This is a genomic window from Pseudoalteromonas sp. 2CM39R (assembly GCF_023161845.1).
Window position 1 is genome coordinate 144,275 of record NZ_JALNTM010000015.1, and the last position, 26,755, is coordinate 171,029.

The following is a 26,755-nucleotide window of genomic DNA, read 5'->3' on the forward strand; positions in this document are numbered from 1 at the left end:
CAACATAGATTAAATGGAATTAATGCTATGACACATGCAATTGAATTTATAGAAACCTCCATCTTCACTAGGCAAATAAAGCAAATTGCCACTGACGATGAGTTACGAAGTTTGCAAGTTGAAATAATAGCCAACCCTCTGAAAGGAGAGCTAATAAAAGAGACTGGCGGGCTTAGAAAAGTACGAATGGCAACGGGTCACAAAGGTAAAAGCGGTAGTACCCGAGTTATTTATTTTGTTGCTCATTTAGAACGTATTTACTTTGTTTTGGCATATCATAAAGCAACTAAAACTACTCTTAGTAAGTCTGAAAAGGCACAGCTTAAAGAGTTAGTTATTAAACTAAAAGGTGAATAATCATGAGCTTATTTGATGAGTTGAAAGCTTCTTTACAAGAAGCTGTTGAAATTGAAAAACAAAAAGTCGCTCCTGCACGTAGTACTCAATTCGATATCGCCGATGTAAAAGCTATACGTATGAAACTGAACGTTTCTCAAGCTGAATTCGCTAAAGCACTTGGGACCAGTACAGACACCATAAAAAGTTGGGAAACTAAACGAAGAAACCCAACTGGGTTAGCAGCAAAAGTGCTGGCTACGATTCAAGATAACCCTAACATCTATTTTGAAATTGCGGCTCATTAGCTAACAGCAAAGCCATGACTAATGTTTATACAAAAAACACCACAAGGGTAATAATTACGGCCAATACCGCTAGCTTGCAAAATAACTTAGCTAAGCTTTTATTTCTTAGTATTAAATCGTCTTTGTAAGCCTGCTTTAAATATACTGCTTGTAGGTCTGAAAAGCCTTTACAATGCGGACACTCTGGCTCAAGATCATTAACTTCTAAGCCACAACGTGTACAAGGTTTACTGCGAATTAAACCAAGGCGAAACATTCACTTGTCCTTCTATTTAAACTCCATAGCTGAATTTACTGTATCTTAGCTGCTACTCGAAAACCAGCTCTGGCATTGTGTATGCGCTCATACTCCTTTAAAATAGCGCCCTTGCATATCATCGAGGCTGGCTGTGTTACTCAATTATAATCCCCCAATGACACCTTATTTAAGTATTGTTTATCAAGACGATGACTTGCTTATTGTGAATAAACCAAGTGGTTTACTTACTGTGCCGGGAAAAGATCCAAAACACGCTGACTGCCTTATTGCTCGCATTAATCGCGTTTTTCCAACAGCAAAAATTGTTCATCGCCTTGATATGGCTACCTCTGGCATTATTTGTTTAGCTCTGCACAAAGAAGCGCATCGTAATTTAAGCATTCAGTTTCAAGATAGAAAAACTGCAAAACGCTACATTGCTCGCGTATTTGGTAAGCTTGAGCAAGAAACAGGATCGGTAGATTTACCCCTTATTTGTGATTGGCCGAACCGACCAAAGCAAATGGTTGATCACGATAATGGCAAACCGTCATTAACCCATTTTAAAGTGCTTGAATATGAACAGAATGCAACTCGCGTCGAGCTGACCCCTATTACTGGGCGTTCTCACCAACTACGTGTGCATATGCTGTCATTGGGTCACCCTATTTTAGGCGATAAGCTGTATGCTCACCCCGAGGCATTCGCCATGGCTCCTCGCTTACAACTGCATGCCGAAATGCTAACCTTAGCTCACCCAGCCAGCGGTGAAACATTGATTTTTGAAGCCGCTCCTGAGTTTTAAGACAATTCGCTAAATATTTACTAAATACTGCCGATAGTTAATCAATAACTGATTTAATTAAAGACTCAGGTAATATCGGCATGAATTTAAAACCCGCACATCGCTTACTTTACGCAGCCTGTTTTGCGTTCATGGGCAATGTGAATGCTGCCGACTTTATTAAACCCACCCCTTGGTCAAGTTTGGTCACTAACGATATTCAACGCTTTTTACCAAGCGATGAAGTACGTACCCTGCTTGCCGGTGAAGATGAGTTCATTAGCTTATATCGTCAATCGATGGCAGCCAGTCAACGCGGAATTGTGCTAATCATTCCTGATTGGCAGCACTTACCCACTAATAATGCTGGTATTAACTTTTTGCGCAAGCAGTTAAACGAAATTGGCTATGCAACCCTTGCCATGACCATGCCTGACATTGATTGGCACCCTGTCGATATGACAACGCCCGAGCCACCTGAAAGCTCTGAACCTGAGTCAACAATACAAAGTAATGAACAAGGCGATGAGCAAGAAGCTCCTGCTACACCAGCCGAAACGCAACAAGCGCCGCATTTTGTTACGGGTGAGCCTAATATCAGTGAAGCTGTGCTTGATGATTACAAACTAAAGCTAATTGCCAGATTCAATGCCTTGTATAACAGTGCAATGGATGAAGGCGGCAATATTATTGTGGTGGCACAAGGTGCCAGTGCGGGGTTATTGATTGAGCATTATGCTAGCTTTCCAAATAACGAACTAAACGCTTTTATTAGCCTAGGTAGTTATTTACCTAACAGTGTTCGTAACCAGCATCTCAATGCGACGCTTTCAACTATCAGCCCACCCTTACTGGATATTTTTTATAGTGAGGGTAACCCTGACACCCTGCAAAGTGTAAAAGACAGAAAACGTTGGGTAAGAAAACACGCTAAATATGACTACCGTCAAAGAGAGTTATTTGGTGTGCCTTCAGAGCCTGAGCAGCACCAGCGACTGCTCAAAGAAATAGACGGCTTTTTACGCCGCCTTTTTTAAATACTCATAAGCCGCTTGAATATCTTGGCTTTTCTTTACCGCAACTTCCATCATATGTTTTGGTAAACCTTGCGATACCAGCTTATCGGGGTGATGCTGAGCCATGAGCTTTCGATAGGCTACTTTAATATCTCTCGCTGAAGCATCATTGTTTAAGCCTAAAAGAGCCAACGCTTGAGCGCGATTCATACCATTATTCGGTGGCACACTGTGCCCTCTTTGTTCACTATGACTGCTGCGGTTTTGCTGGCTTTGTTGGCGTTGTTGTTCATAAAAACGCTGTTGTTGCTGACGAAATGCAAATTCGGCTTGGTAGCGTTTTAATAAAAATGCGAACTGAGTACGCGAAATACCTAACTGCTTGCTCACCTCTTGCAATAGCTGCTTTTCTTGCTCTGCAAGGTGACCATCAGAAAAGGCCATTTGAATTTGTATTTCGAGGAAAAGTTGCAATAAATCATGGCGTCGAGCAAAGCGCTCTTTAAAGTCATGAACCGTTTCTTTTAATGAAAAATCCGTTTCTTTACCACTACGAAAGGCATCTTGTGCTTCTCTGCGCTCATCACCCGATAAGCCCATTTCGTCCATAAACAAACTTGCAGCACGAATATGCGTTTCACTAACGCGACCATTCGATTTGGCGATATGCCCCATCACCGCAAAACAGCTAGAAAAGAAAAGTGCTTGGCGCTCGTTAATATCATCGCCTTTAAACAAACCAGAAAAACCACCTGCTTTATCAAAGTCTTGTTTTAAGCTGCGATCGAACATATGGCCTAGGTATAGGCCCAGTAAGGCTCCTATAAATTTGCCAAACATAAAGCCAAAACAAAAACCGAGTACTTTTCCCCACATAATTTGGCAAACCTCTGTTGTTATTACAAAGCGAAACGTTGATTGATTTCGTCGAGTCTGGCAGGTGTGCCAATGTCATCCCATTGCCCCAAATAAAGCTCAGTCGAAACGTGATGTTCACTGAGCTTTTCTCGCAAAATGGGCCCAAGTGGACGAATACCTGCGCTGAGACCTTTAAAGAAATCAGCATGATAGCGACTTATACCGGAAAAAGTATACTTTTGACTATCTGGGCTTAGATGACTCAGTGCAAAATCACCATCAGGGTTATGCGCAGGATTTTCAACAAGGACAATATGCGCCTCCCCTGCTTGCAGATGAAGCTGCATCAACGAAGTCACATCATAATCAGTAAACACATCACCATTGATGACAATAAATTGCTCACCCAATAACGGCAATGCTTGAATGATGCCCCCGGCGGTTTCAAGCCCCCCAGCCTGCTCTTGGCTGTAAGTGATCGATACACCAAACTGCGAACCATTACCGAAATACTCTGTTATTTTGTCACCTTGCCAGGCAAGGTTAATGACAATATCGGTAATGCCTGCTTGGCGTAAGTTATTAATGTGATGCTCTAATAATGGCTTGCCGTTAATCTTTAGCATCGGCTTTGGCATCGCTTCTGTTAGCGGCATCATGCGCTTACCGCGCCCCGCCGCTAGGATCATTGCTTTCATTTAGACTCTTTAGTTAATCGCTGCTTAGTCTGTGGAATAATAGTCTGCTCTATCCACTGGCCAAGGGCTGTTAACTCTGGGTATTCTTTACTGACATTACTAATGTATGTAAGGGTTGGCAGCACATTATTCAAATAACCAGACTTACCGTCACGTAATTTTAAGCGGCAAAATATACCTGCTGCTTTTAAATGACGCTGCACGCCTGTTAAGTCAAACCAGCGCTTAAACATCGCAAATGAGGTGTCTTGCAATAGCTGTTGCTCGCTAAATTCGTCATAAGCGTAATGTAAAAGATAGTCGAGCTCTTGCTCTGGTAACTTGAAATAGCAATCCCTTAATAACGACACAAGGTCATAACACACAGGCCCTTGCACCGCATCTTGATAATCGATGATTGCCCATTGCTGCCCCGTGCGCATAATATTACGGCTATGGAAGTCTCGGTGCACCGTAACAATTGGTTGTTCAAGCGCATTGTTAACTAATAACTCACAAGCCTGTTGCCACATTTGCTGCTCATCAACAGAAAGTTGCTCACCAATAAAGTTATCGACTAACCAATCTTTAAAAATACTCAGCTCAAACTGTAAAAACTCGCCATCAAATACTTTCATGTATTGGGCAGGTGGGATTTGCGCCCATTGTGCACTTAACTTTATTAGATGTTTGTAGTGTAAAGTGCGGTCTTCGTCGCCCAGTAAATCAGCCAAATGAGTATTGCCTAAATCACTTAGTAAGAAGAAGCCTTGCTTTTCATCTGCTTGAAGAATTTTTGGTAATTTAAAGCCATGCTGAGAAAACACTTTGTTGAGTTCTATATAAGGCGTGTTATCTAATTTATCTGGGTCTGAGTCCATAACAATATAGCTCTGATCACTTGTATTTACGCGGAAATAACGGCGAAAACTCGCATCCCCAGTGATGGCGGCTAATTGATATTCATCCTCTTTAAAATGAGGATTTAAAAACTGCTGTAAACTTTTATAACGATTCATTTAGTAAGATATCTATTTTTCACTAAGTCAATTACTGTATTTGCCATTGTTTTCCTTTATTATGTCTAGCTTATATCCAACCAAAGAGCATTAAGGTCATTAAATGAGCAAAACCTGGGGCATAATGATGCTAAGCGTACTTAGCGCACCATCGTTCGCCGAAACTGAACTGACACACAATTTTTGTGGCATTTCAATGCAAACCAGAGCTTGGCAACCGCTCCCTGGCCTTGAACTTAATATGATCGATATCAAATCCGATGATATTGAACTATTGGGTACCCAAAGCGCAGAATTTACCGGTAATGTAGATATTAACACCCTAACGATGAATTTGTCCGCACAAAGTGCACTGATTGACAAACAACGTGGGTTACTTAATGCAACCGGCCCTATCGTTTATCGCGATAAAGTAAGCCAAATTAATAGTTCTGGGCTCAATGCGGATTTAAATAATTCTGAATTAAGCTTGCTTGGTGCTGATTATAAGCTCACCGACCAACTTGGTCATGGTGGCGCAGAAAAACTAACAGTCAACGAGTCTGGCCTAAACCTGATGAACGCAAGCTTTACTACCTGCCCGGGCGAAACACCGGTGTGGGCAATTGAAGCTGACGAAATTGACTTATCAAGTGAAGATGGCTGGGGCGAAACTCACAATACCGTATTACGGGTATTTGATACGCCAGTTCTTTATATCCCCTATTTTACATTTCCGTTAGATGATCGCCGTAAATCAGGTTTATTAACACCTAAATTCTCAAGTTCAGGCCGCTACGGTATTGAAACTATCACTCCGTATTACTGGAATATTGCTCCAAATTACGACGCCACCATTACGCCTCGCTATATGTCTAAGCGCGGTTTACAAATGATTGGTGAGTTTCGTTATTTAACAGAGCAAAACAACGGTCTCATTGCCGTTGAGTACCTAGATAAAGATGATGAAGAGCCAAATGTTGACTCGCGTTATCTATTCCATTGGCAGCAGCAAAGTTACTTTGGTGAAAACTGGCGCGGTAATATCGATATTACTAACGTTAGTGATGATAATTACTTAACCGATTTAAATTCTGGCTATGCGACTCGCACAGACACTCAGTTATACCGTACAGGTTCACTCACCCACTTAGGTGACACTTGGCGCACCAATATTAAACTACAGAGTTTTGAAGTACTAGGTGATCACCGCGAATCATATGCGGCACTGCCACAAATTAGTTTTTCGCAAACTGATGCGTATGATTTTTATGGCGTTGATTTAACCCTTGATGGTGAGCTTAGTTATTTCACGAATGATGACGCAGTTATTGATGAAGCAAGCCGTGTTCACATAGAACCTAAAGCAAGCTTTGGTTATCAAGAATACGCATGGTCATTTTTATCAGAGTTCAGCGTATTGCATACTGAATATAACCAGCATGGCGATTTAGCAGGGACCGACTACGACGAAAAAGTCACCCGCACCCTGCCAAAAGTGCGTTTATACAGCCAATTAAATTTTGAGCGTGATACCGCGTTTTTCTTTAAAGATGGTATTCAAACTCTTGAGCCACAAATTCAGTACTTGTATACGCCAAATAAAGACCAATCAAATATTGGCCTTTACGATACGGCAAAATTACAAGATGACTTTTTTGGTTTATTTAGAGACCGTCGTTTCTCAAGTATCGACCGTATTGCCACTGCGAACCAATTTACGTTAGGTGCGACTACTCGCTTATTTAGCAATGAAAACGAAGAAGTATTTAATTTCAGCGCAGGCCAAATCTTCTATTTAAGTGATGATGCAAAGCCTACATCACAAGGTATTAATGTTGATACTAACTACAATGCCTTGTTCGCAGCGCAAACCATGTTACATTGGCACCGTCGCTGGTATCTATCAGGTGGTATTCAATACGACACTGATGGTAAAGAAATTATTCAATCAAATATCACCTTAGATTATAAAGGTGACGATAAACAGCTCGTGCAATTGAACCATCGCTATGCAAATGATGTCTCAGGCAATACAATCGAGCAAGTTGGTCTATTTACCAGCATTCCGCTATCGCAAGATTGGCAGTTTGTTGGCAGCTATCACCGCGATTTAGAAAGTGGTCGTAGCATTGAGGTTTTCAGCGGTCTTCAGTATGAATCGTGCTGTTGGGCGTTTCAAATCACAGGCCGTCGTCAAATCGAAACAGATTTGAACCAGGCGATTGGTCAAGAGCAAGCAACCTTTGATACCAGTATTGGCTTCAATATCGTATTAAAAGGGCTTGGAAGTAAAAGCCGTTATGATGCACAAAAATTATTACAACAAGGTATTTTTGGCTATCGTAGACCGTATTTTCTTAATAACTAGTACCGCAGTACTATTAGCAAGAGTATTAGAAAAAGTATGAATTTAAAAAAATTATTTGCATCTGCATTATTAACAGTTGGCCTTTGCCAAAGCGTTTTCGCAAAACCTGTCGAAATCGACAAAGTTGTTGGTGTAGTTAACCAAGGTGTTATTTTACAAAGTGAAGTAGACACCATTATCAATCGCGTAAAAACTCAAGCGCAAGAGCAAGGTCAGCAATTACCTTCTGATGATACGCTTCGCATTCAAGCAATCGAGCGTTTAGTAAACCAAACTCTGATGATGCAACTTGCTGAGCGCATGGGTTTAGAAATCTCTGACTCTCAGTTAGACCAAACACTTGAAAATATGGCTCGTGAGCAAGGCGGTACAATCGCTGATTTACGTCGCACTATCGAGGCATCAGGCGAGAGTTACCCAGCATACCGTGAAGAAATACGTAAAGAAATCACCACGCAACAAGTAATGCGTGCGAACGTTGACCGTCGTATTTATATTAGCCCACAAGAAATCGATAACCTTCTTAAAATCATGGAAACTCAAGGCAAGAATGCCGAAGAGTATGATATTGGTCATATCTTGATTGATATCCCAAGTGATGCAACAGCTGATGAAATCACCAGTGCTAAAACGCGTGCAGATAAAGTTATCGAGTTTTTAAAAGAAGGCAAAGAGTTCAAGCGTATCGCTATTTCATCTTCTAGCGGTTCAAAAGCCCTTGAAGGTGGTCAGCTAGGTTGGATGAGCATCAACGAAATGCCATCACTTTTTGCTGAAGCGGTAAAAGGCCATAAAAAAGACGATATCGTTGGCCCGCTTCGTTCAGGTGCTGGTTTCCACATCATTAAAGTGCAAGATGTTCGTGGTCGCCAAGTTGTTGAAACAACAGAGGTTCGTTCACGTCACATCTTAATTAAGCCTTCTATCATCTTAAGCGAAGAAAAAGCGCGTGACATGCTAAAAGGTTTTGCAAAAGAGCTACGTGAAGGTAAAGCTGACTTTGGTGAACTTGCTAAAGAATACTCTGAAGATCCGGGTTCAGCATTAAAAGGTGGTGAGTACGATTGGACTGATCCAAGCACCTATGTACCAGAATTTAAAAATACCCTGCTTTCTCTAGATAAAAATGAAATCAGTGAGCCATTCAGAACACAGTTTGGTTGGCACATTGTACAGCTACTTGATAAGCGTGTAGCTGATAAAACAGAGCAAGCTAAGCGTAACCGCGCTCACCAACTACTGTTTAATCGTAAATTTAAAGAAGAAAGTTTCAACTGGCAGCAAGAAATGCGTGAACAAGCGCACGTTGATATTTTCCCAACAGAATAAAAATTATGACCATTAGAATTGCAATTACCCCAGGTGAGCCAGCCGGTATTGGCCCTGATTTACTTATCAAGTTAGCGCAGCACCAGTGGGATGCCCAACTGGTGGTGATTGCTGATGGCGCGCTGTTAAAACAGCGCGCTAAATTGCTTGGTTTAGATATTAATTTAATTGACTTCGATGACAGCCAAGCCCCAAGCATTGCCCCTGCAGGCAGCGTTTACTTACATCAAGTAGATTTAGGCTCTGACGTTGAAGTGGGCGTACTTAATGACGCCAATGGTCAATACGTGCTGGATACGTTGCGTATCGCCAGTGAAAAAAATATGGATGGTACCTTTGCCGCTGTTGTTACAGGACCTGTGCATAAAGGGATTATCAACAAAGCAGGTATCTCATTCAGCGGTCACACTGAGTATTTTGCGCAGCAATCGAATACTGCCGATGTAGTGATGTTGTTAGCTACAGAAGGCTTACGCGTGGCGCTTGTTACGACGCATATACCGCTTGCTTATGTATCGCGCGCAATCACCGTTGAACGTTTAAGTAAAGTTGCCACTATTTTAAACCATGACTTACAAACTAAGTTTGGTATTGAAAATCCGCGTATCCTCGTATGTGGTCTAAACCCACATGCTGGCGAAGATGGTCATTTAGGCACTGAAGAAATTGATACCATAGCGCCAACTTTAGAGCTGTTAAATAATCAAGGTATGAACTTAATTGGACCATTGCCTGCTGACACCCTGTTCCAAGATAAATATCTCTCGCAAGCAGATGCCGTGCTTGCAATGTATCACGATCAGGGATTACCTGTGCTAAAATACAAAGGTTTCGGCAATTCGGTCAACATCACCCTTGGCCTGCCATTTATTCGCACCTCAGTAGATCACGGTACGGCTCTCGATTTAGCCGGCACAGGTACTGCTGATGTAGGTAGTTTTGAATTAGCGATCCGCGAAGCAATTAAGCTCGCCCATGAAAAAGCACAGAATCAATGACAGATAAAGTACATTTAGGACACCGCGCTCGTAAGCGTTTTGGTCAAAACTTTTTAAACGATGACATGATCATCGACAAAATCGTCACGGCTATCGATCCTAAACCTGAAGACAATTTAGTAGAAATCGGCCCGGGTCTTGGTGCAATCACTGAGCCAGTCGCTGATTTAAGTGGCCACCTAACGGTTGTTGAGCTAGATAAAGACTTAGCAGAACGTTTAACGAGCCACCCATTCTTAGGGCCAAAGTTAACAGTGCATCAAGGCGATGCAATGAAATTCGATTTTAGCTCTTTGATCAAGTCTGACGAAAAGTTAAAGATTTTTGGTAACTTACCATACAACGTTTCAACTCCGCTGCTATTCCATTTATTTGAGTTCGCAGATAACGTAGAGCACATGCACTTTATGCTGCAAAAAGAAGTGGTCAAACGTATGGTCGCAGGCCCGGGCAGTAAAGCATTTGGTCGCTTAAGTGTAATGACGCAATATTACTGTCACGCAATGCCAGTGATTGATGTGCCGCCAGAGTGCTTTAAACCAGCACCTAAAGTAGATTCAGCGGTTATTCGCTTGATCCCTAAAAAGCCAGAGCAACGTTCAGCTAAAAGCACTAAGCTATTAAACACGGTATGTTTAGAAGCCTTTAATCAACGCCGTAAGACTTTACGTAATAGTTTATCTAACTTACTTACAGCTGAAGAACTAACAAGCATAGGCATTGATATCACTCTGCGTGCTGAAAGCCTGTCTTTACAACAATTTATTGATATAGCTAATTGGATTTATGACAACAAGCAGTAATTTAGGTTCTCCAATTAAGGTGTCGGTTGAAACCTTCTATGTAGAAGGTCAATCAGAGCCTGAACAAGATAAATACGTTTTTGCTTACTCAATCACCATTAAAAACCACAGTTTATGCAGTGCTAAGCTATTGAGCCGTTACTGGTTAATTACCGATGCCAACGGCAAAGAAGTGGAAGTGCAAGGTGAAGGGGTTGTTGGTGAAACACCTACCATAGCCCCAGGCGAAAGCTACAAATACACCAGTGGTGCAGTGCTTGATACTCCTGTTGGGACGATGCAAGGCCATTACACCATGCGTAACGAATTTGGGACTGAGTTTGAAGCGCCAATCGAGGTGTTTCGCTTAGCTCGTCCAAACATATTGCATTAGGTAATAATGGCTGACTACGCAATTGGTGACTTACAAGGCTGTTACAGTGAATTTGATGCGTTACTAAAACGTGTCAATTTCAACCCAAGCCAAGATCACCTTTACTTAGTTGGCGATATTGTTGCTCGAGGCCCTGATTCACTCGCCTGCCTCGAGCGCCTTCATACTATGCAAGGCAGTGTAACCATCACCCTTGGTAATCATGATTTACACCTAATTGCTTGTCATTATCTAAATAAGCTAGCAAACCCAAAAGATAAGCTTGCTAGTGTTTTTGACAGTCCGAAGCTCCCTGAATATATTCATTTTTTGCAACAACAGCCATTAGCTATTTGGCTCGAACGTTATGACATGCTGATAAGCCATGCCGGCTTAAACCCAAATTGGTCGATAAAAAAAGCATTAAAACGCGCTCGCTTTGCCGAAAGTTGCTACCAAGGTAGTGATGCCCATCATTACTTTGCCAATATGTATGACCCCCACCCATTAGAATGGCAATCAACACTACCTAACGAGGCTAAATTTCGTTATATCGTTAATTACTTCACGCGTATGCGCTTCGTTAATTTGCTTGGTGAACTCGATTTCAGCAACAAAACCAGCATTAGTGAAGATAGTTCAATAATTCCTTGGTTTGAGCATCCGAATATTAATAAGCTCAAGCAACAGATCACATTTGGTCATTGGGCAGCTTTAGAAGGTAAAGTTAAAGCCGAAAAAATTCATGCCCTCGACACTGGCTGTGTATGGGGAGGCGCGATGACCCTCATGGAACTCAGCCAAAAAGACTGTTTTGTCGAAAAATCCCACTCTTTTATCTAAATAAACTGAAAAATAGCTGAACATCTGTTAGATTTATAACAATTAAAGTTAATTTAATTTAAAGCTAATTAAATTTAAATACTTAACTAATTGGCAACCTTGCCGATAAGTGTTGATTAGTACTATTTTCTGGAATTACATATGAACTTGACCGTTAGACAGCGCATTTGGGGTGGCTTTATTGTTATTACGTTACTCCTGCTATTTATTGGTGGTAACTCGTTGATCAGAATTACCAACATTGATCAATCGACACAGCGAGTTAATCAGCTGTCATTACCGGCTCTCGATAAAAGTTATGAATTGCAGGTTGAATTCATCCTGATGAGTAAATCAGCTCAAGCTAGCTTTTACACCACATCACAAGATGAATTAGCAACTATTCGCAAGAATTTTACCGAGCAGAAAAAGCGTTACGATAGCTCTTATCGAGACCTACAACAAATAGTGAGTAACGACCCTAAGTTAAAACAAAGCAGTCAAGAAGTTGAGCAAACTTATAAGCGCTTTGCCAAGTCTGTCGATAATCTTTTCAAAGACAAACAAACTCAACTTGAACTTAACAATACGCTGCGCACCCAGCTTGAAGATATTGAGATCAGCGCAGAGGATGCTAACTCTGTTGTGCTTGATATCATTGATATCGATGGTCTTGAAGAAAACAATTCACGTGCCTATCAAGCTGCTAACAACATGGAGAACAACTTCCAGTCAGTAGTCACTAATAGTACTGATATGTTAACGGTTAAAACCCTTAACACGTTAGATATCGTGAAAAACGAACAAATTTATTATTTAGAAGAAGTTGAACGAAGCCTTGGCCTAATCCGCCCTGCTATCATTGAAAGTAATGGTGATTTATATAACGACCTAAACGATTATGTTGAGAACCTTGTAAATAATGTACGTGGCAACAACAGCCTATCAGCAAATAAAAAGCGTTTAATTGATGCAATTGCACAAACTCAAGCTGAGCTGGCAAATGCAGAAAAATCAACAACTGAAGCTCTAAAACAACTTAAAGAGCTTGTCGACCAAGCAACTGTACTTGCCTTTGATCTACAGCAAGACGTTAGTGGTAACGTATCTACAGCAACCATTTGGACTTGGGTTGCCATGGTTATCGCCACTTTAATAGCTATTGCTGTTGCAGCAGTTACTGTTAGCCGTATTACTAAACCACTTTCTGAAGTAAACCGTATTCTTGATATTGTTGCTAGCGGCGACATGACTCAACGCTTAGACGACTCAGCTAAAGACGAGTTCGGTGAGCTATCACGTAGTTGTAATACGCTAATCGAAAGTTTACGTACGCTTATTCAAGGCATTATCTCTCGCTCTACACAGCTTGCAGCGGCTTCAGAGGAAACTTCAGCAATTACTGAAGAGTCAAGCCAAGCTATTCGTAACCAACAAGCGCAAGTTGAACAAGCTGCCACAGCAACCACTGAAATGAGCAGTACATCACAAGCGGTAAGCAGCAGTGCTCAACAGGCACTTAGCGAAATCAAGAACGCTGATAAAGAAGCTGACCGTGTTAAAGGCATTTCTTCACAAAACAAAGCGACTATTGAACAACTTGCCCGTGAAGTTGATGATGCTTCACAAGTTATCAATAAGCTACACAAAGATAGCGCATCAATTGGTGGCATCTTAGATGTTATTCGTGGCATTGCAGAGCAAACAAACCTACTTGCACTTAATGCAGCCATAGAGGCAGCCCGTGCCGGTGAACAAGGCCGAGGCTTCGCCGTAGTTGCTGACGAAGTACGCTCTCTAGCGAGCAAGACTCAAGAATCGACCCAAGAGATTCAAGCTATGATTGAATCGCTTCAGGTTGGCGCAGAGGCTGCTGTATCGGCAATGTCGAAGGGTAAGCAACAAGCTGAGTCATGTGTAGATCAATCAGACCTTGCAAACACAGCCCTTGATTCAATCACTACAGCCGTTGCGCAAGCTCACAACGTAAGTGAAGAGATCTCAACAGCCGCTCATGAGCAACAACAAGTGTCGCAAGAAATTAGTGAACGCTTAGAGTCGATTGTAGCAATTGCTGAACAAACAGCTGAAGGCGCAAACCAAACCAATATTTCAAGTTCAGAAGTTGCTAAATTAGCGGAAGAACTACGTTTATCGGTAGATGCGTTTAAAGTTTAAGAAGCTGTGAACGAGTTACGAGCTACGAGCTACGAGCTACGAGCTACGAGCTACGAGCTACGAGCTACGAGCTACGAGCTAACAAATATAGAAGCCGTGTTTGTGAATTGCAAACACGGTTTTTTTGTATGTATTCATACCAGTTCACTTAATTAAATGATCTTTTGAGGTGATTACTCTTAATATTTTCCTGCCTCCCGCACCCATGCAGGCGCATTATTTAATACAAAATAATAACGAAGAATTGCGAGTAGGTATGAAATAAACGAAGCGTTTTTCAGGCACAAAAAAACCGCAACGAGTGCGGTTTCTTAAATTCTATTGGCGTTTCAATTAAAGGCCTGCGCGGTCTTTAATAACAGCGATTAATGGAGAACCACCGTGGCCGTTTGATTCTGCCCATGCGATGTCTGCACCATCTTTTAACGAGCTTTTAGATAAGTTCTTAACAATATATTCACCAGCATCTGCAGCGCCACTTTCAATAGCATGACGAAGCATATTGTTGCCGTTACATTTTACAGCATCAAAAATGTTACGAATTTTCACACGTGAGCTTTTAAGCTTACTACGTAAACGGTTTTTATCATCAGCAGCGATATATTCACAGATAGAAACAGCTAATTGATCATTCGCTTTTGCTGGTGCTGTATAGGCTACTGACGCTGAAACAACAGCCGCTGCAAGTAACATATTTGGTAACTTCATCATATTTTGCCCTTATGTAATACTTTTTTCTTACCAAGATTGTGTAATATTGTACCAACTAATTAATTTTACCGCAATAATGTTACGGATTTTTGTACAGGGTTACAAAAGTATACGAGTAAGGATTTTTGTTATCAGGTTGATGCTGTTCTTGCTCGGCAACTGTCCAATTAGCAACACTTTCGTAATCTGGAAACTGCGTATCACCGACCACGTCGAGGTCGATGAATGTTAAGTATAGACGATCTGCTTGAGATAGAAATTGTTCGTATATATTTCCACCACCAATAATCATAACTTCTTCAACATCAGCAACCAATTCCAGCGCAGCCTCTGGAGAAGTAACCACCTCAATACCTTCTGCTGTGTAATCAGCATTACGCGTGATAATAATATTTTGACGGCCTGGTAAAGGCCGGCCTATTGATTCAAATGTTTTACGGCCCATGATCACAGGCTTTGCCATGGTTACTTTTTTAAAGTGTTGCAAATCGGCGGGTAGATGCCATGGCATTTGGTTGTCTTGGCCAATTACTCGGTTATTTGCCATTGCAGCAATCATTGAAATTTTCACACTAAACCTTAATACTTTTTTCTTATCAATAAAAAAGGAGCGCATGGCTCCTTTTCAGTTTTAAATTTTATCGTTGGTAGATAACTTCTACATCGTAGTCATCATCATCCCAGTCGTCATCCCAATCATCATCGTCTTGAGATGTTGCTTTCTGATGGTAAGTATCCCACTTAAATTCAACTTCTTCTTTCTCTTCTTCAGCGAATTTCTCTTTCGGCATACTATCAAGTAGCGCCATAATGTCATGACATAGTGCTTGGGTATTTTGCTTATTTGCAGCAGAGATACGGTAAACATTAACCTCTTCACCTAGCTCTTCAGCAACCTCATTACACAGCGCTTCAGCTTCATCTTCTGGTAATAGGTCAATTTTGTTAAATACTAACCAGCGCGGCTTTTCAGCAAGTTTAGGGCTGTATTGGTGCAGCTCATTAATAATCGCAAAGGCATTATCAACCGGATTTGTGCCATCAACAGGCATAACATCAATGATATGCAATAATACACGACAACGCTCTAAGTGCTTTAGGAAGCGAATACCAAGGCCAGCACCTTCTGAGGCGCCTTCGATTAGACCTGGAATATCAGCAATTACAAATGACTTATTCGCTTCTGGGCGTACTACACCAAGATTAGGAATAAGCGTCGTAAACGGGTAATCTGCCACTTTTGGTTTAGCTGCAGAAACACTGCGAATAAACGTTGATTTACCAGCATTTGGTAAACCAAGTAAGCCAACATCAGCAAGTAGCATTAGCTCTAAGCGTAAGCTGCGAACTTCACCAGGTGTACCTAGTGTTTTTTGACGTGGCGCACGGTTTGTACTTGATTTAAAACGTGCGTTCCCCAAGCCATGGAAACCACCTTTTGCAACAACAACCTTTTGACCATGCTGGGTCAAATCACCTAATGACTCTTCAGTATCAACATCAATGATACGTGTACCAACAGGCACCTTAAGCGTTAAATCAGCGCCTTTTTTACCAGTCATGTTACGGCTTTGGCCATTTGTGCCGCGCTCTGCTTTATGAAAACGCTCAAATTGGTAATCAATTAACGTATTTAAGTTTTCATCGGCTTGTAGATAAACGCTGCCGCCATCGCCGCCGTCGCCGCCATCAGGACCGCCATCTGGTACATATTTTTCACGTCGGAAAGATACGACACCGCTGCCGCCATCACCCGCGTCACAACGAATTTCTACTTCATCTACAAACTTCATGATTACTCACTTTAAGATTGGCTTGTTAATAACTCTATTATATACCTAAGTGCCCTATTCAGCACCCAATGCCAAGGCGCTTAGGTATATATTTATGTGCCTTAAAACAAAAAACCCCGCAAAGGCGGGGTTTTTCAAATATCGAGATGATTACTCAGCTACGATATTTACGTATTTACGGTTTAAAGGACCTTTCTGTTCGAATTGAACTTTACCATCTGCTTTTGCGAAGATAGTGTGGTCTTTACCGATACCTACGTTTGCGCCAGCGTGGAAACGAGTACCACGTTGACGAACAATGATGCTACCCGCTAGAACTGATTCGCCACCAAAACGCTTAACACCTAGGCGTTTGCTTTCTGAATCGCGACCGTTACGAGTACTACCAGCTGCTTTTTTATGTGCCATTTCTCAGTACCTCTAATTAAGCGCTAATGCCAGTGATTTTAACTTCAGTGAACCATTGACGATGGCCCATTTGCTTACGAGAATGCTTACGACGTCTAAATTTAACAATCTTAACTTTCTCACCGCGACCGTGTGAAACAACCTCAGCTGTTACTTTACCACCGTTTACGAACGGTACACCGATCTCGATTTTCTCACCATCAGCAACTAAAAGTACTGAATCAAATTCAACTGCTGCACCAGTTTCAACGTCTAATTTCTCAAGACGAATTGTTTGACCTTCAGTCACACGGTGCTGTTTACCACCACTTTGGAAAACCGCGTACATAATTAACTCCGTCTGTGCGCCCTCAAATCGACGCAACTAAAATATTCTTCAATAGGGCGCGAAGTTTACGCTAATGTGCAAAAACTAGCAAGCCTCTTTTTCGATAAAATGAATAAAAAATAGCTGCATTGAGAGCAATTCAATATTTTCTCCTATTCTATCCTAAAAACACCACATGCCAAGCGGTTTTTACGATCTCATGACAATTAAATTACACTAATAATACGCACTTTGAAAATTCAAAAAGCTGATCACTTATTAATCAAGACTATAAATTTATCTTGGCAAAATTGATCTCAAATAAAAAACTTTACAGTGTTTTTTTACTGAATCATCACAAAATATCGAGCAAGCGCTTTTTTTGTTGTACAATCAGCCCCGTATACCCATAAATATTGGCTCGGAGATCAATGGATATAAAAGCTATCCAGACGTTAATCGAAAATGAAATGGATGACGTCAATCAACTTATACATGCCCAAATGCGCTCAGATGTCGCATTGGTTAACCAACTCGGTTTATACATAGTAAACAGTGGCGGTAAACGCGTTCGTCCTATGTTGGCCATTTTAGCGGCAAAAGCACTTGGTTATGAGGGCAAAGACCATATTACGCTTGCCACTATCATCGAATTTATTCATACCGCAACTTTATTGCATGACGACGTTGTCGACGAGTCACATTTGCGCCGTGGTACGCCTACAGCCAACGCAGAGTTTGGTAATGCAGCGAGCGTTTTGGTGGGTGACTTTATCTATACTCGTTCATTTCAGCTTATGGTTGGCCTAGGTAAAATGCCAATCATGCAAATTTTAGCTGATGCAACCAATGTCATCGCTGAAGGTGAAGTATTACAGCTAATGAACTGTAACGACCCTGACACGACAGAACAAAGCTATATGCAGGTTATTTACAGCAAAACGGCAAAATTGTTCGAAGCTGCAACCGGCCTTGCTGCAATTATTACCGAGCAAGACGAACAAACCCTTGAAGCATTAAACTTATACGGTATGCATCTTGGCACTGCATTCCAATTAGTGGATGATGTTCTAGATTACAATGCTGATGCCGAGCAACTTGGTAAAAACATTGGCGATGATTTAGCTGAAGGTAAACCTACCCTACCGCTTATCTACGCAATGCAAAAAGGCACACCAGAGCAAGTTAAGCTAGTACGCGAAGCAATTGAGCTTGGTAATGGTATGGAGCACTTAGAGAGCATTCTAGCGGCATTAGCTGACACTAAGGCCCTTGAGTTTGCAATGCAAAAAGCTGAGCAAGAAGCTGACAAAGCAATTGCTTGTATTGCGTTCTTACCAGACACACCGTACAAACAAGCCTTAGAGAGTTTGGCACGCATCGCCGTTGCACGCGATCACTAAACGCGACTTATTCGAGCCATTAAAAAAGCCTGCATTTTGCAGGCTTTTTTGTTTTCGGCGATTAAAAAAATCGCCTATCATCTGTCGGAATTAACCATTGATGAAATCAACACCTTCTTGGATGTCTTTGTTAAGTGTAGCTAGCATGTCGTTTTTAGCTTGCTCTTCGAATGCACTTAACTCACCGTAAGAAAGGATTTCTTCAACGCCGTTCTTACCTAGACGAACTGGGTGTGCGAAGTATGCTGCGTCACCGTTTTCAACTGCAACGTATGCGTAATCAACTACTTCTTCACCTTGTAAGCCTTTAACTAAAGACATACAGAAGCGTGCTGCTGCAGCACCCATAGAAAGAGTCGCTGAACCGCCACCCGCTTTAGCGTTAACAACTTCAGTACCTGCGTTTTGGATACGTGGAGTTAATGCTGCAACTTCTTCGTCAGTGAAAGTAACACCTTCAACTTGAGATAGAAGAGGAAGAATTGTAGTACCTGAGTGACCGCCGATAACAGGAACTTTAACGTCAGTTGCGCTTAAACCTTTAAGTTCAGCAACAAATGCTTCTGAACGGATCACGTCAAGCGTTGTGATACCGAATACACGGTTAGCATCGTAAGTACCCGCTTTTTTGAATACTTCAGCAACAATTGGCACAGTGCCGTTTACTGGGTTAGTGATGATACCTACTAACGCTTTAGGACAGTTTTTAACGATGCCTTCAGCTAATGTTTTGATGATACCTGCGTTTACGTTGAAAAGGTCCGCACGGTCCATGCCTGGCTTACGTGGCATACCCGCTGGGATAAGAACGATATCACAACCAGCTAATGCTGCGTCTAGGTTGTCAGCACCAAAGCCTTCAACTTTAACGTCTGTTGGGATGTGAGAAAGATCAACCGCTACACCAGGAACAACAGGGGCAACATCGTATAACGATAATTCAGAACCTGCAGGTAAACTTGTTTTTAATAATAAAGACAATGCTTGGCCGATACCGCCAGCTGCGCCTAAAACAGCAACTTTCATTGGAATTCTCCGTAATTTGAGGTAGGAAATATTTGTGGCCCTAAAGATAATGAAATTAGCGACTAAAAACAAATTTATCCTGCTTATTTCGCGTATAATTTCGACCATAGTTGTAAACTTGGCTGTAAAGACACAGCATTTTGGACGACTTTGTAAACTAATACTGCATAAATATGCAGAGTTGTGTAGAATTACCCTACATTTTATGAATAAAGAAACGGCAACATGCAACCACAAGACAAACAAGAAGCACTGATCAAAGCGTTTAAAGCGCTATTAAAAGAAGAAAACTTCGGCTCACAAGGTGAGATTGTCGAAGCATTAAAAGAGCAAGGCTTTGATAATATTAGTCAAAGTAAAGTCTCTCGCATGTTAAGCAAGTTCGGTGCAGTACGTACTCGTAATGCAAAACAAGAAATGGTCTATTGTTTACCGGCTGAAATGGGTGTGCCAACAGCGAAAAGCCCACTGCGTCAGCTTGTTATTGATATTATGCATAACGAAATGATGATCATTATTCGTACTAGTCCAGGCGCAGCACAATTAATTGCTCGTTTACTTGATTCACTCGGTAAGGCGGATGGTGTACTCGGCACCATTGCAGGCGACGACACTATTTTTATCGCCCCTGCGAAGATTTCTGAAATCGATGTGACGCTTGATCGCGTGCGCACTTTATTTGATACCGTTTAAAGTTGCTTTAAGAAGTTTACTGACGGGGCGAAAAACGCAGATCCCATATCGGCTTGAGTAAAATCGAGCCAATGATCATAGCAATCGCCCTGCCCCAAGCGACTCTTTAATACCTGCTCAAACGCATCCCCTTGCGCAGCACACGAAACCATTAAAATTCCCTGCTTATGCACATCACCAAATGGCATGCTTTGGTTTAGCAAAAGTGGCTGGCCATGCTCATCTTTTAATTCACTACGAACCGCATGACTGGTTTCTACAGCAGGCACAATCAAGGTATTATCTAGACGCGTGCGCCCCATGATTTGCTCTTGCTCTGATAACGATAAATGCTGCCAGACACTCAAATCATGCACAAAGCGCTGAACATGAATATAACTGCCTTGGTCTTCAAAGTGACCCGGTTTATCGATAAGTGCTGTACTACGCTTTTGACGGCCATGAGGTGTATCGCCTGCATAAATAAAGCCGTTAAAATCACGTCCATCTAAAAACCTAAAATTACGGACCTGCTCCACCAGCTCAACATCCGGTGTTAATAATTTTAGAATTTGCAGAGCAAATAGATGATTTACATCTTCGCGGTCTGAGCGAATTTGCACAAACAAGTCAAATGGCTGCGCACTAATCACATGCTCACTATGAGTAACATTCGGAAAGCTTTGTAATTGGCTAGGGATAAACTCGGGCAGAATATGCGGCCAATACTGAGCACCAAGGGCAACCACACACGATAGCATGGCTTCTGAGAACTGATCAGCAAACTCATCTTGAATGACGCTAACGCGTTTTAGTTTTTTACGTAATGACTCATCATGGCCATCGTAAACATTAAAAAACAGGTGCAAACCATGTAAGTTTGCTTCAGCACAAATCCCAGATTGCGCTTGCGCCATAGTGAATCCTTAGCTTCTCGTTATTTGCACAAAGCCAAGGATTCAAGATTGTTATTTATTACTAATCATGAAAAAAATTGACTGTGTGCGGCATTATTTTTATTTTTACAGGCTGCTCAACAGCTAACACGCGGTCTTGCTCTGCAGCAACTTCACACTCTTGCCCTGCAATATTGATACGATATACATAACGCGTACCGATAAAGCGCCTGTGCAAGATAGTTAAACTGTTTGCGTCACTGTGCGCAGCTTCACACAACTGAATATGATGTGGTCTTATATACACTTGACCTTGCTGACAATCTGCATTGTTCGGTGTCAATGAGTGAACCACACCAAACGCCGTCTCATATTCAGTTGGCGTTAATACTTTTGCCGTTAAGTATATGCCCGTACCAAGAAACTCTGCAACCACCTTTGAGTTAGGTTGGCTAAATAACTGCTCAGGAGAGCCTTGTTGGGCGATTTTTCCACCATGCATAACCGCAAGCGTGTCGGCAAATGCGAAAGCTTCTTCCTTCGAATGGGTAACAAATACCGCAGAAACCTGCTGAGCTTTAATAATGCGACGTATATCGGCAATAAGCTCAAAACGTACTTGTGTATCAATATTCGAAAATGGCTCATCAAGTAGTAATAAACTTGGTTTGTAAGCAAGTGCACGGGCTATTGCTACTCGTTGCTGCTGTCCACCAGAAAGCTGGTGCGGATATCGCTGTGCACAACCATCGAGTTTAACAAGGCTAAGCATTTCATCTACACGCTCGCGCTTTTGCGCTTTACTCATATTGCTTAGCCCAAACGCAATGTTGTCGCTTACCGTTAAATGAGGAAACAACGCATAGTCTTGGAACATCATGCCAATATTACGTTTTTCCGGTGCAACAAACAGCCCACTATCGTTGACCACTTTTGAATCAATACTCATATAGCCTTGCTCAGGCTGTAAAATTCCGGCAATTGCCTTTAAGGTAGTAGTTTTGCCGCAGCCACTTGCGCCAAGCAAACAGACTATTTCATCTTGTTCAACATTGAGGTTTAGTTCACTCAACACCTGAGTCGCATTGTACTGATAAGCTAAGTCTTTAATTATCAAATGACTCATGAGTGATTTTGCTCCATCGAACGATTAACGAAATACAAAGGGATTAACCCAACTAACACGATAAACAAGGCTGAAATTGACGCAAGCTCCAATTGCTCATCACTAACATATTGAAAAACATGAGTTGCCAGGGTTTCAAAATTAAAAGGTCTGAGTAATAAAGCCGCAGGTAACTCTTTCATGCACTCAATAAACACTAACAAGCCAGCTGTTAGAATGCCGCGTTTTAATAGTGGTAAATGTACTCGCCAAAGTGTTTGTAAGGGCCCTTTGCCCATTGATTGGCTAGCCATATCTAATGAAGGGCTAATACGTAAAAAACTGCTTTCAAGCGCGCCATGCGCAATCGCATAAAAACGTACAACATAAGCAAAAATCATCGCAAATAAAGTGCCGCTCAAAAGTAATCCTGGTGATAAACCAAAAGGCTCAAGCCAATTATTTAATGCATCATCTAACTGAGTTAATGGTAGTAATACGGCAATAGCTAACACAGTACCAGGTAAGGCGTAGCCAGTACTTGCTAAACGTCCTGGGATCAAAGGGTAAGCTTGCTTCGCAATACGTTGATAAAACAATACCAATAAGCTCAATAGGATAGTTGCAATACTCACCACAACAGCCACTTTAAAGCTTTGCCAAGCGTAATTAAAGAATGCCTCATTCCATGCTTCATCTGCATAGACAATAGCGTATTTAACTAATACCCCAACCGGCAAAATAAAAGCCAGTACCAGCACAACAGTGCAAGCCAAGCTTGCAGCCCATGCCGCACCGCCTTTTAAGCGATACAAGGTGGCACTGTTAACGCTTGACTGACGCTCATACACAGCTTGATCACGACGACTAAAGCGCTCAACCATGATGGTTAAAAACAAAATCAGTAACATAATGCCTGAAATTTTCGCCGCTGCCGTTAATGAGTAATAGCCAAGCCATGTATCGTAAACAGCGGTCGTTAGTGTGCTCACAGCAAAGTAATTAACGGTAGCAAAATCAGCCATGGCCTCCATACTGATCAATGTAACCCCTGCCACAATCGCCCCACGACCAAGAGGTAAACTAACGCGCAGAAAGCTTTGTAATGGCGATAAGCCCATCAGCTGACTAGCTTGTACTAGTTTAAAAGACTGCTCTCTGAGTGCCGTTTTAAAAATAAGGAATAAGTAAGGATAGAGTACCAAGGCAATCATAATAATAGCCCCAGTTAATGTACGAATATCAAAAAACCAGTAATCGTCTGGTGATTGCCAGCCAAACCAGTCTCTAAGGGCTATTTGTACTGGCCCTGCGTAATCAAGTAAGTCGGTATACACATAGGCGATGAGATAAGTTGGCATTGCTAATGGCAGCATTAGCGCCCATTCAAATTGCTTACGCCCAGGAAACTCGCAATATGCAGTTAACCAAGCTAACGGCAATGCAATTACACAGCTCAGCAGCCCTACCCCTGCAATAAGTATGAGTGTATTACGGGTATAATCCCACAGCACAGTATCGAAAAGGTGCTGAAATACATCTGAATCTCCTTGAAGAGATTCAAATAATAAAAAGCCTAATGGCGTAACAAGCAACAGGCCAATAAGCCAGGCTATAAGCTGCCAACGCGACAGCGAAAACTTCACATGCATAAGTGGATTAATACCAGATAAAATAAAAGCTGTTAAAAAACAGCTTTTATAAAAATGTGTTACGAGAAATATCCTCGTTATAAATCAAACTTTACTTCGTCAATCAGCTTCAGTGCCACAGGGCGATATTTGCTGATCTCATCAAGAGGAAGACTATCTTCTTTAAACTCACCCCATGATGCAACCATCTCAGATAATGCAACCCCTTGCTTTACAGGGTATTCCATATTAACTGAAGCATACATATTTTGCGCCTTATTGTCGGTCATATACTCAACCAGTTTCAAGGCATTTTCAGGGTTTTTAGCATAACGGGTCATAACAACGCCCGATACATTGATATGAGAGCCACGGTTTGTTTGGTTAGGGAAGTTAATATAAACCGCTTCAGCCCATGATTTTTGCTGCTCATCTTGCATCATTTTGCCAAAATAATAGCTGTTGCCTAACGCCAGATCGCATAAACCTTCTTTTACGGCTTTTACTTGTGCTCTGTCATTACCTTGCGGCTTACGTGCTAAATTGGCTTTTACACCCTCAAGCCATTGCTTAGTTTTTGCTTCGCCATGGTGAGCAACCATAGAAGCAACTAAACCTAAATTGTAAGGATGTTTACCAGATCGAGTGCAGATCTTACCTTTGTATTTTGGATCGGCTAAATCTTCGTAAGTTAATTCAGCAAGTGCACCAACACGCTCTTTTGCAGAGTAAACATTACGTACACGTTTAGTAAGTGCTATCCATTGACCGTCGCCATCGCGAAAAGTGCTTGGCACATTCGCATTAACCACATCACTATTAATGGATTGCGTTAAGCCTAAATCTTCTAATTGAATCAGCGCACTAAAATTTGAGGTTAACACTAAATCAGCCTTACTGTGCTTACCTTCACGCTTTACACGCTCAATCAAACCTTTTTTGGCAAAAACCACATTGGTTTTAATACCTGTTTGCTTTGTGAAATCATCCAAAATAGGCTGAATTAAGAATGGTTGACGAAACGAGTAAATATTTACTACATCTGCAGCGAATGTAGGCGCGCTTAATAATGCGCTAAGTAATACTAAGGCTGTTTTCTTCATTTTATAGCACCTAAATAGTAACAATTATCAAAATATTTTACCTAGAGTTAGGGCAAAGTGCACCCGTTTAAACTTATATTTCAATCAACCTAACTGCCATTTAGGAATTTGCATGTAAGACATATCTCACCCACATGGCAGTTATTGAGTAAAAACCACCAGCAAACACTGCACAAAACAAGGTAAACAATTGAAATATAACAACATACTTTAAATGACAATAAAATAACCAGCAGATTAAGTAAGATTTTGACCTACTCAGCTTTGCCCATTTCTCTATAATTACTTACATCAACTAAGCAAGAAGCTTAATGAGTAAATGGATAAGGAAGCATTACTCATAATACCGCGGAATAAGGTTCATTAGGAGAATAAGGAATCAAGGACAGGCTCAGGAAGAGTAACGCAATGGAGTGACAACCTACGGACAACATCAGGATGATGTGGAATGGCATGACAACAGGACGTTGTTATACAGGAAGTTCAAAAAGTGGAATAAAGGACAGGCCGTTAGGGCATCGCAACGGATTTGCAAACAAAGGGATAGTGTCAGGATGGCACGTAAAGGAGTGGTAAAGTATTTACCAGCAAGGATGTAAAGGACTAACAAGGAAACAAGGCGGGATTGCCTTATATTGCACAGAACCAATAAGTAAAGTGTAATCGCATGGATTGGCAAAGTTTAGGGAGTTGATTAGATTCAATTGCAGGATGCAAAAAATTAAGAAGATTCCGCAAGCGCGACTAGAGATAGTACGCGCTTTTCTTTTGCCTAAAATTTAGTAAAGAGTTATTGCTCTGGTCGCCCTTTATTTCGCTTACCAAGCAAATATGCATCTCTAAACTTAATAAAATGTTGCTCAAGCTTTTGTGTAGCATCTTCTTCACCCGCAAGGGCAAGTACCATAATAGCCACCTCAGCGGTGCCTAGTTGATGCTCATGCGGGGCAACACGTAATCGATAATCAGATAGCTTTTCAGGCGTAATTGAAAGCACAGGAAAATTATCTAGATAAGGGCTTTTACGGATCATTTTCTTTGCTTCGCGCCAAGTACCATCTAAGAAGATAAACAATGGACGCTTACCTTCAACAGGAGTTACTTCGGTGATCACGCGCGCTTCATCATCAACATCGCTGGCAGGAAAAATAACCATTGGCTGATACTGAGGATCTGCCAACAAGCTTAATAAGGCTTCATCTGGATTTGTTCTATCCCACTTAAAGGCATGGTTATCTGGCACAATTTCAGCAATTAAACGGCCAGTATTTGACGGCTTAAAACTCTCATTATGGTACATAAGTAAACAGACCGCGGCATCACACTGAGCTTGCTCAACGCCGTCACAAATACAATAGTGTTCGGCTAATAAACAACGCTCACAACGCGTTAACTTTGCTCCTCGCGCTTTAAATTCACGACGAGACTCAGTCATTTGCTGAGCACGAAGCATTAACACTGAATTATTTGAGATAGTAGCCACTGTGTATTTACCAGATAATTAAACGGCGCGTATTGTAGCTAAAAATATGGGGAATAGATATTGATCTAAGTAGTTAGTGGTTAGTGGTTAGTGGTTAGTGGTTAGTGGTTAGTGGTTAGTGGTTAGTGGTTAGTGGTTAGTGGTTAGTG

The 26,755-nt window shown here is 41.5% G+C and carries 28 protein-coding genes; 13 read left to right on the forward strand and 15 right to left on the reverse strand.

Annotated features, from left to right (window positions below):
* The first annotated feature begins 27 nt into the window (after positions 1 to 27).
* A complete protein-coding gene (locus tag MTF66_RS27665; RefSeq protein WP_282454193.1) occupies positions 28 to 357 on the forward strand; it encodes a type II toxin-antitoxin system RelE/ParE family toxin in 330 nt (109 codons plus the stop codon).
* Between the two features lie 2 nt (positions 358 to 359).
* Entirely contained in the window at positions 360 to 644 is a 285-nt protein-coding gene (nadS, locus tag MTF66_RS27670) for a NadS family protein (protein WP_248529276.1), read from the forward strand.
* Positions 645 to 669: 25 nt separating this feature from the next.
* Here nadS and MTF66_RS27675 read toward each other — a convergent pair whose 3' ends face one another.
* Positions 670 to 900, reverse strand: coding sequence for a hypothetical protein (locus MTF66_RS27675; RefSeq protein WP_248529277.1), 231 nt, complete (start codon positions 898 to 900; stop codon positions 670 to 672).
* Positions 901 to 1,033: 133 nt separating this feature from the next.
* Between MTF66_RS27675 and rluA the strand changes: the two genes are divergently transcribed.
* A complete protein-coding gene (gene rluA / locus MTF66_RS27680; RefSeq protein ID WP_248529278.1) occupies positions 1,034 to 1,687 on the forward strand; it encodes a bifunctional tRNA pseudouridine(32) synthase/23S rRNA pseudouridine(746) synthase RluA in 654 nt (217 codons plus the stop codon).
* An 80-nt stretch (positions 1,688 to 1,767) separates the two neighbouring features.
* On the forward strand, positions 1,768 to 2,703 hold the full coding sequence (locus tag MTF66_RS27685) for a DUF3530 family protein (protein WP_248529279.1): 936 nt from the start codon (positions 1,768 to 1,770) through the stop codon (positions 2,701 to 2,703).
* On the opposite strand, the gene djlA is transcribed toward MTF66_RS27685, so the two are convergent.
* From djlA to MTF66_RS27700, 3 genes are read right to left on the reverse strand one after another with little or no spacing between them, the layout of a single operon-like run.
* Positions 2,686 to 3,558, reverse strand: coding sequence for a co-chaperone DjlA (gene djlA, locus MTF66_RS27690; RefSeq protein WP_248529280.1), 873 nt, complete (start codon positions 3,556 to 3,558; stop codon positions 2,686 to 2,688). The two genes, MTF66_RS27685 and djlA, sit on opposite strands and share 18 nt — an antisense overlap.
* A gap of 23 nt (positions 3,559 to 3,581) precedes the next feature.
* Positions 3,582 to 4,238, reverse strand: a complete 657-nt coding sequence (murU, locus tag MTF66_RS27695) for an N-acetylmuramate alpha-1-phosphate uridylyltransferase MurU (protein WP_248529281.1) — start codon at positions 4,236 to 4,238, stop codon at positions 3,582 to 3,584.
* Positions 4,235 to 5,236: an aminoglycoside phosphotransferase family protein gene (locus tag MTF66_RS27700; protein WP_248529282.1), complete on the reverse strand. Its 1,002-nt coding sequence runs from the start codon at positions 5,234 to 5,236 to the stop codon at positions 4,235 to 4,237. Before MTF66_RS27700 ends, murU begins: the two co-directional genes overlap by 4 nt.
* Positions 5,237 to 5,339: 103 nt before the next feature.
* On the opposite strand from MTF66_RS27700, the gene lptD reads away from it, so the two are divergent.
* From lptD to MTF66_RS27735, 7 genes are all read left to right on the forward strand, one after another.
* Positions 5,340 to 7,586, forward strand: coding sequence for an LPS assembly protein LptD (lptD, locus tag MTF66_RS27705; protein WP_248529283.1), 2,247 nt, complete (start codon positions 5,340 to 5,342; stop codon positions 7,584 to 7,586).
* A 36-nt stretch (positions 7,587 to 7,622) separates the two neighbouring features.
* Positions 7,623 to 8,915, forward strand: a complete 1,293-nt coding sequence (surA, locus tag MTF66_RS27710; protein WP_055021167.1) for a peptidylprolyl isomerase SurA — start codon at positions 7,623 to 7,625, stop codon at positions 8,913 to 8,915.
* A gap of 5 nt (positions 8,916 to 8,920) precedes the next feature.
* A complete protein-coding gene (gene pdxA, locus MTF66_RS27715; RefSeq protein WP_175078668.1) occupies positions 8,921 to 9,913 on the forward strand; it encodes a 4-hydroxythreonine-4-phosphate dehydrogenase PdxA in 993 nt (330 codons plus the stop codon).
* The gene (rsmA, locus tag MTF66_RS27720; protein ID WP_054550997.1) at positions 9,910 to 10,716 is read left to right on the forward strand and encodes a 16S rRNA (adenine(1518)-N(6)/adenine(1519)-N(6))-dimethyltransferase RsmA; all 807 of its coding nucleotides are present in this window, start codon (positions 9,910 to 9,912) and stop codon (positions 10,714 to 10,716) included. Before pdxA ends, rsmA begins: the two co-directional genes overlap by 4 nt.
* A complete protein-coding gene (gene apaG / locus MTF66_RS27725) occupies positions 10,700 to 11,089 on the forward strand; it encodes a Co2+/Mg2+ efflux protein ApaG (protein WP_054550996.1) in 390 nt (129 codons plus the stop codon). The genes rsmA and apaG overlap by 17 nt, the downstream gene beginning before the upstream one ends.
* Before the next feature lie 6 nt (positions 11,090 to 11,095).
* Positions 11,096 to 11,911 carry a symmetrical bis(5'-nucleosyl)-tetraphosphatase gene (locus MTF66_RS27730; protein WP_248529284.1) on the forward strand — a complete coding sequence of 272 codons (816 nt, stop codon included), beginning with the start codon at positions 11,096 to 11,098 and terminating at the stop codon, positions 11,909 to 11,911.
* Between the two features lie 141 nt (positions 11,912 to 12,052).
* A complete protein-coding gene (locus MTF66_RS27735; protein WP_248529285.1) occupies positions 12,053 to 14,068 on the forward strand; it encodes a methyl-accepting chemotaxis protein in 2,016 nt (671 codons plus the stop codon).
* 333 nt (positions 14,069 to 14,401) lie between these two features.
* Here the strand turns inward: MTF66_RS27735 and MTF66_RS27740 are convergent, their stop codons facing one another.
* The 5 genes from MTF66_RS27740 to rplU all read right to left on the reverse strand — a co-directional run bounded on the left by MTF66_RS27740 (position 14,402) and on the right by rplU (position 17,308).
* Positions 14,402 to 14,779, reverse strand: coding sequence for a DUF3718 domain-containing protein (locus MTF66_RS27740; protein WP_248529286.1), 378 nt, complete (start codon positions 14,777 to 14,779; stop codon positions 14,402 to 14,404).
* Positions 14,780 to 14,858: 79 nt separating this feature from the next.
* Positions 14,859 to 15,338, reverse strand: a complete 480-nt coding sequence (folA, locus tag MTF66_RS27745; protein WP_282454200.1) for a type 3 dihydrofolate reductase — start codon at positions 15,336 to 15,338, stop codon at positions 14,859 to 14,861.
* Between the two features lie 79 nt (positions 15,339 to 15,417).
* Entirely contained in the window at positions 15,418 to 16,572 is a 1,155-nt protein-coding gene (gene cgtA / locus MTF66_RS27750; RefSeq protein WP_248529288.1) for an Obg family GTPase CgtA, read from the reverse strand.
* 150 nt (positions 16,573 to 16,722) lie between these two features.
* Complete coding sequence (rpmA, locus tag MTF66_RS27755; RefSeq protein ID WP_054551015.1) at positions 16,723 to 16,980, reverse strand: 50S ribosomal protein L27; 258 nt, start codon at positions 16,978 to 16,980, stop codon at positions 16,723 to 16,725.
* Between the two features lie 16 nt (positions 16,981 to 16,996).
* A complete protein-coding gene (rplU, locus tag MTF66_RS27760; RefSeq protein ID WP_036965957.1) occupies positions 16,997 to 17,308 on the reverse strand; it encodes a 50S ribosomal protein L21 in 312 nt (103 codons plus the stop codon).
* A 410-nt stretch (positions 17,309 to 17,718) separates the two neighbouring features.
* Here rplU and ispB point away from each other — a divergent pair, with 410 nt between their 5' ends.
* A complete protein-coding gene (ispB, locus tag MTF66_RS27765) occupies positions 17,719 to 18,690 on the forward strand; it encodes an octaprenyl diphosphate synthase (protein WP_248529289.1) in 972 nt (323 codons plus the stop codon).
* A 90-nt stretch (positions 18,691 to 18,780) separates the two neighbouring features.
* Here ispB and mdh read toward each other — a convergent pair whose 3' ends face one another.
* Entirely contained in the window at positions 18,781 to 19,716 is a 936-nt protein-coding gene (mdh, locus tag MTF66_RS27770) for a malate dehydrogenase (protein WP_248529290.1), read from the reverse strand.
* A 225-nt stretch (positions 19,717 to 19,941) separates the two neighbouring features.
* Between mdh and argR the strand changes: the two genes are divergently transcribed.
* Positions 19,942 to 20,409, forward strand: a complete 468-nt coding sequence (gene argR, locus MTF66_RS27775) for a transcriptional regulator ArgR (protein ID WP_054551012.1) — start codon at positions 19,942 to 19,944, stop codon at positions 20,407 to 20,409.
* Here argR and MTF66_RS27780 read toward each other — a convergent pair.
* The 5 genes from MTF66_RS27780 to MTF66_RS27800 all read right to left on the reverse strand — a co-directional run bounded on the left by MTF66_RS27780 (position 20,406) and on the right by MTF66_RS27800 (position 26,576).
* On the reverse strand, positions 20,406 to 21,305 hold the full coding sequence (locus MTF66_RS27780) for a Dyp-type peroxidase (RefSeq protein WP_054562779.1): 900 nt from the start codon (positions 21,303 to 21,305) through the stop codon (positions 20,406 to 20,408). The genes argR and MTF66_RS27780 overlap by 4 nt on opposite strands.
* A gap of 61 nt (positions 21,306 to 21,366) precedes the next feature.
* The gene (locus MTF66_RS27785; RefSeq protein ID WP_248529291.1) at positions 21,367 to 22,410 is read right to left on the reverse strand and encodes an ABC transporter ATP-binding protein; all 1,044 of its coding nucleotides are present in this window, start codon (positions 22,408 to 22,410) and stop codon (positions 21,367 to 21,369) included.
* Entirely contained in the window at positions 22,407 to 24,041 is a 1,635-nt protein-coding gene (locus tag MTF66_RS27790) for an iron ABC transporter permease (protein WP_248529292.1), read from the reverse strand. Before MTF66_RS27790 ends, MTF66_RS27785 begins: the two co-directional genes overlap by 4 nt.
* Before the next feature lie 77 nt (positions 24,042 to 24,118).
* Positions 24,119 to 25,123, reverse strand: a complete 1,005-nt coding sequence (locus MTF66_RS27795; RefSeq protein WP_062566170.1) for a Fe(3+) ABC transporter substrate-binding protein — start codon at positions 25,121 to 25,123, stop codon at positions 24,119 to 24,121.
* Between the two features lie 790 nt (positions 25,124 to 25,913).
* Complete coding sequence (locus MTF66_RS27800; protein ID WP_282454201.1) at positions 25,914 to 26,576, reverse strand: tRNA-uridine aminocarboxypropyltransferase; 663 nt, start codon at positions 26,574 to 26,576, stop codon at positions 25,914 to 25,916.
* Between the last annotated feature and the right edge of the window lie 179 nt (positions 26,577 to 26,755).